Annotated in this window: 18 protein-coding genes; 9 read left to right on the plus strand and 9 right to left on the minus strand. The window is 41.8% G+C overall.

Annotation, left to right across the window (positions count from 1 at the left end):
- The first annotated feature begins 108 nt into the window (after positions 1–108).
- Positions 109–744, plus strand: a complete 636-nt coding sequence (locus VK179_14170) for an SDR family oxidoreductase (protein HLO59889.1) — start codon at positions 109–111, stop codon at positions 742–744.
- A 198-nt stretch (positions 745–942) separates the two neighbouring features.
- On the opposite strand, the gene VK179_14175 is transcribed toward VK179_14170, so the two are convergent.
- From VK179_14175 to VK179_14215, 9 genes are all read right to left on the minus strand, one after another.
- A complete protein-coding gene (locus VK179_14175; protein HLO59890.1) occupies positions 943–1230 on the minus strand; it encodes a type II toxin-antitoxin system RelE/ParE family toxin in 288 nt (95 codons plus the stop codon).
- Positions 1217–1462 carry a hypothetical protein gene (locus VK179_14180; protein ID HLO59891.1) on the minus strand — a complete coding sequence of 82 codons (246 nt, stop codon included), beginning with the start codon at positions 1460–1462 and terminating at the stop codon, positions 1217–1219. Before VK179_14180 ends, VK179_14175 begins: the two co-directional genes overlap by 14 nt.
- 351 nt (positions 1463–1813) lie before the next feature.
- The gene (locus VK179_14185; protein HLO59892.1) at positions 1814–2272 is read right to left on the minus strand and encodes a hypothetical protein; all 459 of its coding nucleotides are present in this window, start codon (positions 2270–2272) and stop codon (positions 1814–1816) included.
- A gap of 170 nt (positions 2273–2442) precedes the next feature.
- Positions 2443–3048, minus strand: coding sequence for a hypothetical protein (locus VK179_14190; GenBank protein HLO59893.1), 606 nt, complete (start codon positions 3046–3048; stop codon positions 2443–2445).
- 673 nt (positions 3049–3721) lie between these two features.
- Positions 3722–4954: a transglycosylase SLT domain-containing protein gene (locus VK179_14195; protein HLO59894.1), complete on the minus strand. Its 1233-nt coding sequence runs from the start codon at positions 4952–4954 to the stop codon at positions 3722–3724.
- A 153-nt stretch (positions 4955–5107) separates the two neighbouring features.
- A complete protein-coding gene (locus VK179_14200; protein HLO59895.1) occupies positions 5108–6088 on the minus strand; it encodes a carboxypeptidase-like regulatory domain-containing protein in 981 nt (326 codons plus the stop codon).
- Between the two features lie 170 nt (positions 6089–6258).
- The gene (locus tag VK179_14205) at positions 6259–6819 is read right to left on the minus strand and encodes a hypothetical protein (GenBank protein HLO59896.1); all 561 of its coding nucleotides are present in this window, start codon (positions 6817–6819) and stop codon (positions 6259–6261) included.
- A 7-nt stretch (positions 6820–6826) separates the two neighbouring features.
- Positions 6827–7507 carry a hypothetical protein gene (locus tag VK179_14210; protein ID HLO59897.1) on the minus strand — a complete coding sequence of 227 codons (681 nt, stop codon included), beginning with the start codon at positions 7505–7507 and terminating at the stop codon, positions 6827–6829.
- Between the two features lie 462 nt (positions 7508–7969).
- Positions 7970–8539 carry a pentapeptide repeat-containing protein gene (locus tag VK179_14215; GenBank protein HLO59898.1) on the minus strand — a complete coding sequence of 190 codons (570 nt, stop codon included), beginning with the start codon at positions 8537–8539 and terminating at the stop codon, positions 7970–7972.
- A gap of 115 nt (positions 8540–8654) precedes the next feature.
- Here VK179_14215 and VK179_14220 point away from each other — a divergent pair, with 115 nt between their 5' ends.
- From VK179_14220 to VK179_14255, 8 genes are all read left to right on the plus strand, one after another.
- Positions 8655–10712 (plus strand): acetate--CoA ligase family protein, encoded by a 2058-nt coding sequence (locus VK179_14220; GenBank protein HLO59899.1) that lies wholly within the window; start codon positions 8655–8657, stop codon positions 10710–10712.
- Positions 10713–10844: 132 nt separating this feature from the next.
- On the plus strand, positions 10845–11270 hold the full coding sequence (locus tag VK179_14225) for a hypothetical protein (GenBank protein ID HLO59900.1): 426 nt from the start codon (positions 10845–10847) through the stop codon (positions 11268–11270).
- A gap of 4 nt (positions 11271–11274) precedes the next feature.
- Positions 11275–12576, plus strand: coding sequence for a phenylacetate--CoA ligase (locus VK179_14230; GenBank protein ID HLO59901.1), 1302 nt, complete (start codon positions 11275–11277; stop codon positions 12574–12576).
- Between the two features lie 10 nt (positions 12577–12586).
- Positions 12587–13903 (plus strand): pyridoxal phosphate-dependent aminotransferase, encoded by a 1317-nt coding sequence (locus VK179_14235; protein ID HLO59902.1) that lies wholly within the window; start codon positions 12587–12589, stop codon positions 13901–13903.
- Positions 13904–14033: 130 nt separating this feature from the next.
- Positions 14034–14264 carry a ferredoxin family protein gene (locus VK179_14240; GenBank protein HLO59903.1) on the plus strand — a complete coding sequence of 77 codons (231 nt, stop codon included), beginning with the start codon at positions 14034–14036 and terminating at the stop codon, positions 14262–14264.
- 10 nt (positions 14265–14274) lie between these two features.
- On the plus strand, positions 14275–15345 hold the full coding sequence (locus tag VK179_14245; GenBank protein HLO59904.1) for a 3-methyl-2-oxobutanoate dehydrogenase subunit VorB: 1071 nt from the start codon (positions 14275–14277) through the stop codon (positions 15343–15345).
- Positions 15346–15347: 2 nt separating this feature from the next.
- Positions 15348–16157, plus strand: coding sequence for a thiamine pyrophosphate-dependent enzyme (locus tag VK179_14250; GenBank protein ID HLO59905.1), 810 nt, complete (start codon positions 15348–15350; stop codon positions 16155–16157).
- Positions 16158–16169: 12 nt separating this feature from the next.
- Positions 16170–16715 carry a 2-oxoacid:acceptor oxidoreductase family protein gene (locus VK179_14255; GenBank protein HLO59906.1) on the plus strand — a complete coding sequence of 182 codons (546 nt, stop codon included), beginning with the start codon at positions 16170–16172 and terminating at the stop codon, positions 16713–16715.
- The last annotated feature ends 172 nt before the right edge of the window (positions 16716–16887 follow it).

The raw sequence follows: 16887 nt of genomic DNA on the forward strand, positions 1-16887 counted from the left end.
TCGAAACCACTCCGGTTTTGACAGGTTGTGAATTGTTTTTAAATTACTACCTGTCATAAATTATGTCTGGTTCAATTCTAAGTATTTAATTTCTATAAATAAATAATCATGGAACAACATATAAAAATCGCTGTTATCGGAGGAACCGGTAAAGCTGGTAAATATCTGGTTAATCAATTAGTCAATAATGGTTTTAATAGTAAGGTCTTATTACGAAATCCGGATAAACTTGAAATCACAAGTCATTTAATAGAGAAAGTAACTGGTGATGTCAGAAACTACGAATCGGTATACTCGCTCATTGAAGGTTGCAGCGCTGTTATTAGTACACTTGGTCAGACTAAAGGAGAAAGTCCAGTATTTAGTCAGGCGACTGTCAATATTATTAAAGCCATGAACGCTCTGAACGTCCACAGGTACATAATGATTACAGGTTTAACACTTGATACAATACATGATAATAAAAGTTTTAGGACAAGATTACTTTCGAAAATCATGAAGTTGAGTTTTCCGGATATCATTGCTGACAAACAAAAGGAGTATTCATTTTTGTCCGCAAGTAATCTTAATTGGACAGTAATTCGCTTACCTGTAATTAAACAAACTAAATCGTCAGGTGAAATCAAAATCAGTCTAACCGATTGTCCTGGTAAAATAATTAGCTCAACGGATTTAGCTAATTTTCTAATCAGTCAATTATCCGATGATAATTTTATCAGGAAAACTCCATTCATTGCAAATTGATCAATTAAACGGCGGGTCATTATGGCTCGCCTTTTAACATTACACACGGACTGAGGGCATCCTGTTTTTTCAATCGTCTATGATGTTACTCGCATGTCGAACTACTTTTTGCCCGCGAAGAACCCAAACCTCAGTAAAAAGCTCATGAGGCTCTGCCGAATAATTGTGTATGACCGGCTGTTGGTAACAGTATTATTTTTATAGGATTTTATTTATATCTTGCCTTCCGATAATCGCCATAATTTCAACAATATCATTATTTATTCTATAGTAAATGCTATCCGATCCACAAACACAACGTCTGTAACCCGTCCTAATATAATCTACTGATTCAAATGAAAATGGTCTTTGAGCAATAATATCAAAATATTCAAAAAAAGTATTGAAATATTTGTCAGCTTGAGAAAGTCCAAACTTTTCAACCCCATAATGATGAATACGGATTAAATCTTCTTTAGCATCATTACTTAATCTATACTTGGCCATTAAGTAAAGACTTTGATTGCTTTAATATTTCTTCGCTTGTATTATCAGTAAAGCCACTTTTCTCAGATCGGTCGAGTTTCGCCCTGATCCAGTCAATTTGAACTTGCTGCTTTCTTGCTTGCCTAATCAAATCATTGATGAGTTCACTTTTGCTTGAATACTCTTCATTTTCCAACTGTGCCTTTAACCACTCATCATTAGGTTTCGTAAAAGATATACTTTGCCTTGCCATAATCTTTATTTTGATGCAAATTTACATCAAAATTGAATCAGATCCAAATTTATCTAATATTGTTGCCAATGTTACTGTGTAGGCACAGTTAGGCTTCGGGAGCGTATCAGTGTCAAGTTTACACCCACCGCTGAGCGATAAGTCATCTGAAAATTGAGGAGTCAAGTAGATGGCTGAGCTTGCCCGAGGTAGGCAACGATGGTTGCAGACCCACGGTCAAGAGCATTGTGCTTATACATTGTACGACTTGTGCGCTGTACTTTTATGTTGAATATAATGAGAACTCCAAATTGTTTATCCATTTTTTCGTCTACAAATCGAACTCTATCATTTTCTCTAAGCATAGTAATATTATTTGTATTGTTTTAATTCATTAAGTTGCCATTGCCGTTCTTGTGTAACTTTATCCAACTGGTCAGGAAATGCCAATTGTATCGTTTTTATAGCATAATCAGAACAAACCATTGCATGTTCTCTCATATGGCCAACACCGACAGCTTGTCCAACTGTCCTAATTGCATTTTTCGCTATTTCAGATTTACATTGTCGGGCAACTTCATGTATTTTGAATCCTGCTTGCCTGACTTCATGAACTGAGGCATTTCCGATTTGCCATAGCTCATTAATTTTAAATCCATTTTCTATTGCGGTCATATCAATTTTCTCAGATTCAGTAAATGACAGAACATGTTTTGCACATTTTATCGCCCATTTAGCTAAATTAATCAGGCTTGTTTGCTCAAAAAGTTCATCAATCTCAGCGCGCAAATTAGTGTTGTCTATTATCTTAATTTTGGTTTTCGTTGCCATAATTTATCAGGTAGCATTTTTTTAAATTGCCCATAACGCTCTCCGGTATACGATGTTGCCGTTTCGAAGCGCTTACTGGTCGGTTTACCCACTAATGAAGCCAAGTGAGCTGACATTAGCACCCGCACTGCACGGCAATTGCGTATGACCGGTTGTTGCGGGTCGTTGTTTTATAATACTCCATCCTTTCTTGTACTTTCTTTAAATTCAAAACCCTCTAAGTAGGAGATTTTCCATTTGTTTGACTCTTTTGAAACTTTAAATCTCATTTTATAATTTTCCATTCCTTCACACTCATTTTCCTTATTACCACATTTAAAGTAATATTCACAACTATTCTTATCAGAACTTATTAATTCAATAGTACCTTGTTCTAATGTAAAGGTTTCTTGACCATTCCACCAAGGACTATAATCATTTGCAAAAATAAACGTGGGAAGATCACCAACGAGCCATGTGTCATATTCACCATTCCTTAGTCCTTTGTCAAGGGTTAAAATGATTTGATTATAATTTTCAATGAATTCATCAGTAAAAAAGTTGGTTTGCTTTAGTAGTTCAAGGTTTTTCCTATGTGCAGCTAAATCAAAACCAATGTAAACACTATCCTTGCTGTCAGTAACTACCGGTAAAAGGCCAATTGAATTTTTTGAATCACCCCATTCCAGAACTTGTATTATTAAGTTCTTAATTTGAGCTTCATCTTTCTTTGATGGATTTTGATTATTACAACTAAATAAAACAAATCCAAGGATTATAATTTTAAAATATCTCATTGCATTTTTATTAGTAAGTGAATCTGTTATTCTACAATGACCGCTAACTCATTAATAGGTGCACATTATGTACTACTAAACACTGTTTTTGGATGTTTAGAAGCACATTTTGTATTCCTAAAAAAAATTGCAATTGTTCACTTCCGGGTGCGCACGGCGACCGTCAGTCACATCGCTTACCTCTACCTTTTTCACCTATCACCCTCACATGAATTGACTGGCAGTTTGTTACGGGCTTTTCCGAAATTTAGAAAACTTTTGAGAACTGGCAAAATTAAACACGAATATTTAGATTTTTAAAAGTCAAAATGCATCTACAGGCTTCTTACCCATCTCCTCGAAGGAGAGGGGCAGGGGTGAGGTGTTACGATAGACTATCTGCCTACGGCAGTTTGAAACCATAAACACCAAGGACACAAAGAACACTAAGTGCACTGACTGCCGATGGCAGTCTGGCTGTTCCTCTGCGTCTCTGAGCCTCTGCGAGAAACCGCCGGAGGCCAACTGCCGCAGGCAAAAAGCTAAAAAATGCTCTTTGCGAGGAACTGCCTGTGCGGGCAGATTGCTTCGTCGCAATACATTATTACTATAATCAGTTATTTTCCAGCTCCTCGCAATGACGGGCTTTGTAAGGCCTCTCCATCTCTGAGTCTCTGAGCCCGCCGGAGTTATATTACGCCCGGGGATAAATTACCAGCTTTTGTCCCTGCCTGAGAGAGGTTCCTGAAATCCGGTTCCACTTCTTGATACTTGAAACGGAAACATGGTAACGCTGGGCGATTACCGACATGCATTCTCCGTATTTAACCCGGTGAACTACATAATCCGGTGTTTTCAGGAGATTTTCACATTCCTTTTGGTAGAATACACTGTTATAGGCATAAATGGAATCACGCATGGCCACAAAGCGTTCTTTATCGGAGGCTGACAGATTCAACACAAATTGTCTCTTGTTATCGGAGGGCACGAAATCTTTGATATACTGAGGATTGATCATTTTCAGGGTATTCACGTCGATGCAAAGAACCTCTGCCACCTGGTTGAAGTGAAGGTTCCGGTCTATTTTAATTGTATCCATTTTCTCCGGCAGATCAGAGGGAACGGGTGTAATACCATGAGCTTTATAATAGTTAAATGCATACGCGGCACCTATAAAGCCGGGTACATAACCCCTGGTCTCCCTGGGCAGGTATTTATAGATTTCCCAAAAGCTTCTTTTCCCGCCGGATCGTGCAATAGCCCTGTTAACGTTACCTGGTCCGCAATTGTAGGCAGCCAAGGCTAATTGCCAGTCGTTAAACTGTGCATACAGATCACCCAGGTACCTGACTGCTGCTACGGTAGATTCCTGGATTCCACGCCGCTCATCCATGTACCCGTTAATAACCAATCCATGTTGCAATCCTGTACTTCGTATAAATTGCCATAAACCGGCTGCATGAGCCTTTGAAGTGGCTGCGGGGTTCAATGCAGATTCAATAACCGGCAGGTATTTCAATTCCTGTGGATAGTTAAAACTATCGAGGACCTCTTCAAAAATCGGGAAATAAAACGAACTTAAACCCAGCATCACACCGAGTTTGTCCTGGAGCTTAACCGTATAGAGTTCAATAAATCGTCTGACTGTCGGGTTATACGTCATATCAAAAGTGAACGGCAATGCGCTCAACCGCTTCATATAAATGGAGTCCGGGATATAGGAACCGGGAATGAACTGGTCGCCTTCAGTAAGGAGAAACAGGCTGTCCGAAAAACCCAATGTATCATTATTGGTAAACAAGGTATCAGTATGTGAAAACAGAATGGAATCGATCCTGGATAACAGGGAATCGCTTTCAGATTGCGCCTTTGAAAAGGAAACGAAAAGTAAACAAGCGATGAAAAGGGCTAAAGATCTTTTTTTCATGGACATGCGAATAGTTGAAAAACGGGTTCAATATAAGCATATTTACGAAAGGCGCGTGGATTAGGTTATGATTCCAAATGTTAAAGTTTTTTCGTTTTCAATGATCCGGCCTGAAACTGATTACTGGTCGCCGTTTAATGTCAGGGATTGTGATTATTCAAGTTTATATTCGTAGGGTAACCAATCAGCGATTCGTTTATTAGCCAGTTCTCCGTACCATTGAACCGATTGGGGGTCAAAGTAACCGTTAAAATCAAAATATAGTTTTGGAGTCAGAATATTCATGAAGCTGAATTTTTGATAATAATGGATTCTTAAATTTCCCAAATTCCAAATATATTTCTGGCCTTTGGTTTCCTGCATGACTATGTTTTTAAAACTAAGTTTTCGATTGGTGGAATCAACTATTGTAAAACCGGTAGACGTAGAATCCTCAGAATATAGTGTTCTGAATAAATGCATCCTGGAACCCAGATAGGTTAATTTTCTTTGCCTGTCATAGTACCGCTGTGATCTACCTTTAAATGTCAGGGAATCATCAAAAAGAATTCTGCCAGAAAAGTAAATACGCTCAGTTTTTTTATAGTATTCAAACAAGTCTAAGTAATAGATTATATTGTAACCTAATGATCTGTTCTCAATTAGTAATGGTTTTACAGTGAATGCTTTTAAGGTATCCTCATCGGAGAAATAATTGAATGATATATCAGCCTCATTGATGATCTTGCAGTTCTCAGAATTTTCTGTTGTGCCAAGAAAAGCATCCTTGAATAGTTTCAAATTTTCTTCTCTTTTCTTAATTATTGAATCCGCATGAATAACTATTTCTTCGATCTCGTAAACCTTAGGCTTCAGATAAATTTTAAGCAGTGAATCTGCCGAATAAACCGAAACTTCGGAAGAATAATAGCCAATGGCACTTATGGTCAATGGCATAGTACTGTATTTGGATACATTCAGAGTAAAATTACCATTTTGGTCAGTAGTTTTACCTGCGAATGTCCCGCTAAAATATACAGAGGCAAATTCAATAGGTTCTTTCGTTTGAATATCTTTAACTGTACCTCTAATTATCTGACAATTGGATGTAATAAAACAGGAAAAACAAAATAAAAATGTAATAATCTTTTTCATCTGATAATGTAATACTTCATATTCTTCAGGCGACATAAGTCCGGTAAAAGGTAATAACACAACCATCTAATAGATAATTCCCTTTTTAAAATCAAGTAATATAAGGAATTTTTTGTTTTTTGACATAACACCCAACATAAAAGGTGCATAAATACAGGATTCTATGAAAACTATGGGTATTCAAAACCAAATGAAACATGTTCCAATTTGTTTCTTTTGAATTGATATATGGAATAATAGGTTGGATAATTATATCGCATCAAGAAAGCAGATGTTTTGTAATTGTCAATTCGGTATTTGAGGATTTCTGTCTCATCGTAATTCTCAATACTTAAAGCTTGCCCTTTAATCTGAATTAATTTGGCCTTTGAAATTCCTAACTTAATTTTACTTTCAGTTGTGAAATAATCTATATTCACATTAATTGTCTTGTCCATATTATATAAGGAATCAATGAATGAACTAAGGTTGATCTCTGCGATTAAATCAGCATTTGAACCTGAATGAAAGATTAAAGTAGCTATTTCAGTTTTATGTTTATTTACCAAAGTTATTTTTGCACCGGTACCAGTATAATCAATTTTTTTTATGAAATCTGGAATAATTGATCTTATTGAAATTGAATCCTGCAACTTTATTCCGGATATTGAAGTATCTGGTTTAAACTCTTTATGCTGTGCAGCACTATTAATTTCGAAAATAACGAATAATAAAGCCAATATAATTTTCATTGGATACTTAAATTATAATATTTGGCTCGGTCACTTTTAAATGATATTCACCGATGCTTTTTTTATAAAGTCTCCCGTCTTCATATATTCGAAGATAAAGTTTTTCAAAAACGTTAAACTTGCCTCTTTTATTCTCATAATACCTGATGGGTTTATCCTGATCATACACTATTAACTCAAAATTATCCTTGTTTCTTAAATACCTGACAGGTTTATAATTGTCATAATATAGTTTAATCTTATCAAGGGAATTAAATGGCAATATCAAGTGTAATAAATCATCCTTATTCACAATAGAATCAGGTTGATTTGATTTTATTGTCACTACATAAAGTTCACCACCTGAAGGAGGAATCCACCAAAATCCTTTTTTACAATTAATCTTGCCAATCTCTATTGAATCATTAACCTGCTTATAATTGCCTTTTTCAAGAACCTCATATTTAAAGAGGACAGGTGGGACACAATCAATTGAATCCATTGGACAATCTTTAACCTGTGTTTCATATACATATCTGTATTCCCAGTAATCGAATTCCTTTTCTTTTATGATCTTAAATAATACATCATCTCGTGAAAAGGTACAGTTGGGAACTGTCTTAAAAGAACTCATTTTTATAATAGTATCCTGCGATGAAGCGATCACATTAAATAAGATTAGCATCAATATAATAAATGGTGTTTTCAAATTTTACTGTTTGTGGTTTTGTTCACTTCCGGGTGCGCACAGCGACCGTCAGTCCCATTGCTTACTTCAACCTCTTTTCCCCTATCGCCCTCACTGAATTGACTGGCAGTTTGTTATGGAGTGTTTTCCGAAAGATAGCAAAAAATCAACCACAAAGGCACCAAGGCACAAAGAATTTTTGTGATTGAACCTTATAACCAGCGAGGATACGAAAAGTGTTGTTGAATTACGCTTTAAGGCAGTAATTAAATGCCTGCGGCATTTTGGCATATTAACATGAAGCACGCGAAGCTCACAAAGCACACGAAGCACACAAAGATAAAATATAGCCACGAAGGTACGAAACACGAAAAGTTTTTTTGAGTTTGATAGACTTCAAGGCACTAAGAAATGCCTGCGGCATTCTATAGGGGATAGTGAGGCAGTCGTATAAGTCCTAGGTCCCATAGGTCTCATAATTCCTTAATCGCTGACATCAATCCCATACTCCGCCAGCAACCCCGGCAGCCCTGGTAATGAAAACCGGGCCTTTTTGATACGGTTTTGAGAAGGGTTGATGGTATAATTATAAGCGGTACGGAAATCGACTTTTTCAAGGTTGGTGTGATCGAAGACTGCCCTGTGAAGATCGCAGTTATCAAAAATACTCTCTGACATTTCGGCTTCTGAAAAATCGGTTTCCTTCAAATCGCAATTCTTTAAAACCGTTTTCTTCATTTTTACTTTGAAGAATGTCGAGTTCTGCAGTTTGCAGTTTTCAAACGAGACTGTAAATCCCAACAAATCACAATCTTCAAAATGCAATCCCAGCATCTTGCAGCCGACAAATTTTACATCGCGGAAGGTCGTGTTGTTTAATACAACCAGGCTCAAATTGCAATCCCTGAATTCACAATCAATAAACCGGAACTCAGCCAGCCTGGCATTTGAGAAATCACACCGGTCAAATGTGCATTCTTCATATTCACCTGGTTTCAGCGGTTTTTCGCTAAAAATGATTTTTTCGAATTTTTCGTCAACTATATAGCCCATAATGCAAAAATAAAATATTTCGGCAATCCTGATTTTTTACCATGTCGTTACCTGATAATTATCGTTCATGTTCACGGTTCAAATTCCTAAATTTGGTTACCATGCATAAAAGCCTATGATTAACGAATCACTGTTGAACCCGTCAGGCATTGTTGTTGTCGGCGGTTCCAATAACCTCCGGAAACCGGGTGGCCGTATTGTCCAGAATATCCTTTCGGGAAATTACAAAGGCAACCTTTATATTGTCAACCCGAAGGACGAACAAGTGCAGGGTATTAAAACCCACGCCTCCGTTTACGATCTCCCTGAAGTTGACCTGGCCATTCTTGCCATTGCTGCACCCAACTGTCCCGAAGCTGTCAGGATTCTTGCCGGAACAAAAAAGACAAAAGCTTTTATCATCCTTTCGGCGGGCTTCAGCGAGGACAATGAAGAAGGACGACGACTGGAAATAGAAGTGGTGGATATTGTGAATGAAACCGGTGGCTGCCTTATCGGTCCCAATTGCATCGGTGTGATAACCCCCGCCTATAATGGTGTTTTTACCTCCCCTGTTCCCCGGCTTAGTGAAAGAGGTTGTGATTTTGCATCCGGATCTGGCGCTACGGCTGTGTTTATCATTGAATCATCATTGCCTAAAGGACTGACTTTTTCGAGTGTTTTTTCAGTCGGGAACAGCGCACAGACCGGCATTGAGGACATCCTGGAGTATTGGGACAGCAGCTACAGAGAAGGAATCAGCTCGCCCATAAAACTACTTTATATTGAAAATATAAAAGACCCGGATAAACTGCTGCATCATGCTTCATCGCTAATCCGCAAGGGATGCCGAATAGCAGCCATAAAGGCCGGAACTACCGAAGCCGGCAGCCGCGCCGCCTCTTCACATACAGGCGCCTTGGCATCTGCTGATTCAGCTGTAGAAGCTCTTTTCAGGAAAGCGGGCATTGTCCGCTGTTTTGGCCGGGAAGAACTTACCACGGTGGCTTCCGTGTTTACTCATAAGCCGACTAAAGGCAAGAATATTGCCATCATCACCCATGCCGGCGGACCGGCTGTGATGCTTACCGATGCCCTATCGGCAGGCGGACTGAACATTCCACGCATCACAGGGAAAGACCATGACATCATTCAATCGATGATGTACCAGGGTGCATCGGCTGATAATCCGATCGACCTTATTGCCACAGCCACTCCCGAGCAACTCAGTAACGTGATTGAATATGCCGACAAACAGCTGCCGTTAATCGACAGCATAATCGTTATTTTTGGCAGCAACGGAATGATCGATATACGCGAGATTTACGAGCTTCTGCATAAAAAGATCAGGGAATGCAATAAACCTGTACTGCCTATTCTTCCTTCCATTACAAGTTCACGGGATGAACTTGAATTTTTTATGAATCTCGGCAACGTGAATTTTCCCGACGAGGTTGTTCTCGGCAGGGCTCTCACCCGTATTGCCAATACGCCTTACCCGGCCGAGGAAAAGATCATGTTTGAGGATATTGACCTGAAAGCCATCCGTAAAATCATCGATGAGGCATCCGATGGTTACCTGGAGCCACATAGTATACAGCAATTGCTTGGTGCAGCCGGCATTCCCATGGTGACCGAACAGGTGGCATCGAGGCCTGCACAATTAAAGAAAGCGGTAAAGGAAATCGGATTCCCCATGGTTCTCAAAGTGGTAGGTCCGGTGCACAAATCGGATGTGGGCGGTGTTACGCTGAACATAAAATCTGAAGCCCACCTGCAGGCGGAGTTTAAGCGCATGATGAGGATTAAGGATGTAAAAGGTGTGCTCATGCAGAGAATGCTCACCGGCACCGAGCTTTTTATCGGCGCCAGCTATGAAAAGCGATTCGGCCACGTAATCCTGTGCGGCCTGGGTGGAATTTTTGTGGAAGTGCTGGGGGATATTTCTTCGGGACTTGCCCCGCTTACCTTTGATGAAGCCCAATCGATGATCCGGAGCCTGAGGGTTTACCGGATTATCCAGGGAACCCGGGGAAAGCCGGGAATCAATGAAAAGAAATTCACTGAAATCATTGTAAGATTATCCACTTTACTCCGGTTTGCCACCGAAATTAAGGAAATGGACCTGAATCCCCTTATTGGTAATCCCGAAGATATCACAGTGGTGGACTCCCGGATAAGGATCGAAAAGTGATAAACTCATTTTTTTGAATCAATGCAATCCAATTTTATATATATTCGAACCGCTAAACCTCCAAACTTTTAAACATCTAAACATCTAAACATCTAAACATCCAAACCTCTGAACAGCTAAACAGCTAAAATCATGATTGTACACCAGCTATCCGTTTTCCTCGAGAACAAATCGGGACGCCTTACCGAAGTGCTTGAAGCACTGGGTGGCGAAAATATAAGGGTCACCGCCCTGAGTGTTGCCGACACAACCGAGTTCGGCATTCTGCGCATGATCGTTTCGGATCCGGCCCGGGCCAAGGAAGTGCTTAAAAACCGACAGTTTACGGTGAATATCACGGATGTGATTTCGATAATGGCCCCTAATGAGGCCAAGTATTATGCCATGGTTCTGAAGATTCTTTCCGACAGGGATATCAGCATTGAATATACATATGCCTTTTCAGTAGGTGAAAAATCAGTGATCATCCTGCGTTGCAGCAATACCGAAACCGCTATTCAGGCATTGAAGGATCATGAAATGGATCTCATTAAAGCCAGTGATCTTTATAAACTATAGCAACATGGAAATCTGGAACAGGCATTTCGAATGTATGGACCGCACTGAACTCAGGAAGGTTCAGAGTGAACGGCTCAGGGAAACCGTTGAACGGGTTTATTTCAATGTTCCCTATTACAGGAATAAGATGCAGGAGGCCGGAATCGGCCCTGAAAGCATACAGACCATTGATGACCTGCATAAGCTTCCTTTTACAACAAAACAGGACCTGCGAGACAATTATCCTTTCGGTCTTTTTGCCGTTCCCATGAGCGAGATTGTAAGGGTACATGCCTCATCAGGAACTACAGGCAAATCCACGGTTGTTGGATATACCCGCAGGGATATCGCCACCTGGTCGGAAGTGATGGCCCGCACTCTGACCTGTGCCGGAGCTGACAGAAACGACTTCATTCATGTGGCCTATGGTTACGGATTATTTACGGGAGGACTCGGTTTGCATTATGGCGGCGAGAAAATAGGGGCTTCGGTTATCCCTGTTTCAGGCGGAAATACAATCAGGCAGTTACAACTGCTCGTTGACTTTGGCAGCACCGTTCTGGCTTGTACACCTTCCTACGCCTTGTTCATTGCAGAAGCCATTGAAGAAGCCCATATTAAAAGGGAAGACCTGAAACTCAGGGTAGGGGTTTTCGGTGCGGAGCCATGGACTGAAAATATGCGCAAAGAAATTGAACAGAAACTGAATATAAAAGCTATCGATATTTATGGCCTGAGTGAAGTCATCGGTCCTGGTGTGGCAAGCGAATGCCTCATGCAGGAAGGGCTTCATATCAGCGAGGATCATTTTTTCCCTGAGATCATTGACCCGAAAACACTTGAGCCTGTGCCCGAGGGCAAAACCGGGGAGCTGGTTTTCACAACCATTACAAAGGAAGGACTTCCGCTGATCCGGTACAGGACACGCGACCTTACCCGCCTGAATTATGAACGTTGCCGTTGCGGCCGTTCCATGGTCCGCATGGAAAAATGCCTCGGCCGGAGTGATGATATGCTGATCATCAGGGGTGTTAACCTGTTCCCGTCACAGATTGAAAGTGTGATCCTTGAAATGAGCGAGATCAAACCTCATTACCTGCTGATTGTCGATAGGGTGAACAATCTTGACACACTGGAATTGCAGGTTGAAGTGGATGAGGCGTTTTTCCAGGACAAGATCAGCCAGTTGCAGAACCTGAGGAATAAAATCCAGACAAATCTTGAAAGCGCCCTTGGACTGGGTATAAAGGTGAACCTGGTTGAGCCCAAGACGATAGAACGAAGCGAAGGAAAATCGAAGAGGGTGATCGATAAAAGGAAATTTTAAAGCACAGAGGATGATGGATAAACTTCCAATCGCCGGGGAACTGATTCAAAAAATTGCTTCCGAAGCAGGAGTTCCTCCGGCCGGCAGGGCTTCAATACGTGAAATCGTGCATCTTGTCAACCTGGTAGAAAAAGCCACGGGAATAAAATACATCCGCATGGAGTTCGGTGTGCCCGGGCTTAAAGCACCTGAAATTGCCACACACGCTGAAATTGAAGCGCTTAAGAAAGGGGTTTCATCTATTTACCCGCCTATTGAAGGTGTGGCTGATCTTAAAAATGAAACATCGCGTTTTATCAAGCTTTTCCTGGATGTGGATGTTAAGGCTGAGGGATGCATTCCGACCTGCGGATCCATGCAGGGTTCATGCGCGGGATTCCTGACCGTGAACCGTACGGACAGGACGAAAGAAGGAACGCTTTTCATTGATCCCGGGTTCCCGGTTCACAAACAGCAGTGTCATGTTCTCGGGCACGATTTTCAGTCGTTCGACATCTACGATTTCCGCGGCAAAAAGCTTGAAGCCAAACTTCGCAGCTATCTGGACACCGGGAAGATAAGCAGTATGCTGTATTCGAATCCCAACAATCCGTCATGGATTTGCCTGAATGAAGAGGAGCTGGCCCTTATCGGCAAGCTTGCCGACGAATATGACGTGGTGGTTCTGGAAGATCTTGCCTATTTTGGCATGGATTTCAGGAGAGATATATCGAAACCCGGTATGGCTCCGTTTCAGCCTACTGTGGCAAAGTATACCGGGAATTATATCTTGCTCATTTCGGCATCAAAAATCTTCAGTTTTGCTGGGCAGCGACTCGCTATGATGGCTGTATCGGATAAGCTGTTCAATAAAAGGTATCCTGATTTGCTTCGGTATTTCAATTCGGATGTCCTCGGGCATACCATTATATATGGCGCTTTATACGCACTGTCGGCCGGGGCCTCTCATTCGGCACAAATTGCCCTGGCGGCATTATTCAAAGCGGTTAATGATGGCGTACACAATCCGTTTGAGGCCATTAAGGCCTATGGTGAGAATGCACACGCTATGAAAGACCTGTTTACGAAATACGGATTCAGGATCGTGTATGATATGGACCTGAATGAGCCCATAGCGGATGGATTTTATTTCACCATTTCATATCCCGGGTTTTCAGGGCCCGCCTTACTGGATGAGCTTGTACGCTATGGCATCAGCGCCATTACCCTGGGTATCACCGGAAGTACCCGAACCGAGGGCTTACGGGCTTGTGTTTCGCAGTTCAAAACGGCAGATATTCCGGTTCTGGAAGAAAGGTTAAAGCTATTTCACAAGGATCATTCATGAATTTTGTTATTTTTGGAATTTTTCTGACAAATACTGATTTTAAGCCTGTTTTTTTTAAGACCGGATTCAGAAATTTGAAGAAACCAGAATTAAGTTCTTGAACTTGTTCTTTTTATAATGGAAAAATATCATGGCAAAAATAAAAGGAGCTATTGTAATTGATATTGAAAGGTGCAAAGGATGCGAGGTTTGTCTTGTTTCATGCCCCACTGATGTCATCAGGATGGAAAAGAAAGTTAACGGTAAGGGATATCATTTTGCCTATGCAGAGCATCCTGAAAATTGTACCGGCTGCGCGAATTGCGCTGTAGTATGCCCCGACGGGGTTATAACGGTTTACCGGAAGAAGTTTGACGAATAAAATTTCCACTATGGGTGATAAGAAATTAATGAAAGGAAATGAGGCATTTGCTGAAGCGGCCATCAGGTCGGGCTGTGATGCCTATTTTGGATACCCCATCACTCCGCAATCAGAAGTTATGGAGTACCTGGCTGTTCAGCAGCCTGAAAAGCGCACGGGCATGGTATTGCTTCAGGCCGAAAGTGAAGTGGCCGCCATTAATATGGTTTACGGTGCAGCCGGAACGGGTAAACGGGTGATGACATCCTCTTCGAGCCCCGGCATCAGCCTGAAGCAGGAAGGTGTGTCGTATTTATGCGGAAGTCAGCTTCCATGCCTTATCCTCAATGTAATGAGGGGAGGTCCTGGTCTCGGCACCATTCAGCCTTCACAGGCCGATTACTTTCAGGCTACAAAGGGCGGAGGACACGGCGATTACAGGATGATCGTGCTTGCCCCGGCTTCGGTGCAGGAAATGGCTGATTTTGTGAAGCTCGGTTTTGAGCTGGCCTTCAAATACCGGAATCCTGTAACCATGTTATCCGATGGGATCATCGGACAAATGATGGAAAAGGTGGAGATGTTCCCCCAACAGGCCCGGTTCACAGAATTTGATCAGTCGTGGGCAACTACAGGCAAAACAGCTGATCGTGAAAGAAATATAATTACCTCACTCGACCTTGATCCGGCCCGCCATGAGCGGCATAATATTATGCTTCAGGCAAAGTATCAGAAGATGCGTGAAAATGAGGTCCGTTATGAGGCTATTCAGTGTGATGATGCGGATTATATCATGGTGGCCTACGGATCTTGTGCCCGTATCTGCCAGAAATCGATGAATTTGTTACGGGCGAAAGGCATAAAGGCCGGACTTATCAGGCCGATCACTCTGTTCCCGTTTCCTTCGGAAATACTGGCAGAAAAAGCGCCGAGGCTGAATGGTATTCTCACCGTTGAACTCAGCGCCGGACAAATGATCGAAGATGTCAGGCTCGCCGTTGACGGTAAGGTAAAGGTGGCGCTGCATAACAGGATGGGCGGTATGGTACCTTCCCCTGAGGACGTGGTAGACGCAATGATAAAAAGCTTTTCAATTAAGTAATTATGGAAGATAAGAATTCATTATATGCACAGATTGTCAGCCCGGAGAACCTGGTTTACAGGAAAACCCCGCTGATGACTGAGAAACCGCTTTCATTCTGTCCGGGCTGCGGACATGGGGTGGCTCACCGGGTAATCATGGAAGTGATTGAAGAAATGGGAATCCAGGCTGAAACCATCGGTGTGGCGCCGGTTGGCTGTTCGGTACTGGCTTATGAATTTATGAATATCGATATGCAGCAGGCATCACATGGCCGTGCTCCTGCCGTGGCTACCGGTATAAAAAGATGCTGGCCTGAAAAATTCGTTTTCACTTACCAGGGAGACGGTGATCTGGCTGCCATAGGAACGGCAGAGACTATTCACGCCTGCAACAGGGGCGAAAACATCGCCATTTTCTTTGTGAATAATGGTATTTATGGTATGACAGGCGGACAGATGGCTCCCACAACTCTTCCGGGTATGCGGTCGTCCACAACGCCATACGGACGTGATGTGGCCTTGATGGGAAATCCGTTAAAGATAACCGAACTGGTTGCCATGCTTCCCGGTACCTATATGGTGGCAAGGCATTCAGTTCACACACCGCTGGCAGTAAGGAAATTCAAAAAAGCAGCCCGACAGGCTTTTGAAAATCAAAAGCTGAATAAAGGTGTGTCGTTTATTGAAGTGGTATCCAATTGCAATTCAGGATGGAAAATGACGCCCAATGATGCCAATAAATGGATGGAGCAGAATATGTTTCCTTTCTTTCCACCGGGAGATATCAAGATCAACGGTGAAATGGTAACCAAAACGGCAAAAGCTGAATAAATTTTTAATGTCATGAATGAAGAAATCATCATAGCCGGATTCGGCGGACAAGGTGTTTTATCAATGGGTAAAATAATGGCTTATGCCGGAATGCTCCAGGAGATGGAAGTCAGCTGGATGCCATCTTACGGTCCCGAAATGCGCGGTGGAACGGCAAATGTTACCGTCATCCTCAGCGATGAACGAATAAGCAGTCCCATCCTGAACCGGTTTGACACGGCTATCATTCTCAATCAGCAGTCGATGGACAAATTTGAGTCCTCGGTGAAACCAGGCGGTCTGTTGTTATATGATTCAAACGGAATTACGCGTCATCCGCAGAGAAAGGATATCCGGATATATATTGTTGAGGCTGCTGAAGAGTCGGCCCGTATGATGACTTCAAAAACGTTTAACATGATTGTGCTGGGGGCTTACCTGAAAATCAAGCCTCTTGTGGCCATTGAAAACATACTTCACGGATTAAAAGATTCACTGCCTGCCCGGCATCACCATCTCATCCCGGTTAATGAGGATGCGATTAAGAGGGGAATGGAGATCGTGAAGAAGGTTATTTGATTGCTATAAACTAATTGGGGCTTTCAGCCCCAAGCCCTGACTTACTTTTTTTCTGCAGCAAAAAAAAGTAAGCAAAAAATGCCGCCGCTGCTGAAAAAATCGCTAAAAATTAATTCACTACGCTAAAAGAAAAGAACTCGTCCGCAGGAATCGGACTCAGACAGCTTTTCTT

It is taken from the genome of Bacteroidales bacterium (assembly GCA_035299085.1).
Taxonomy (GTDB): Bacteria; Bacteroidota; Bacteroidia; order Bacteroidales; family UBA10428; genus UBA5072.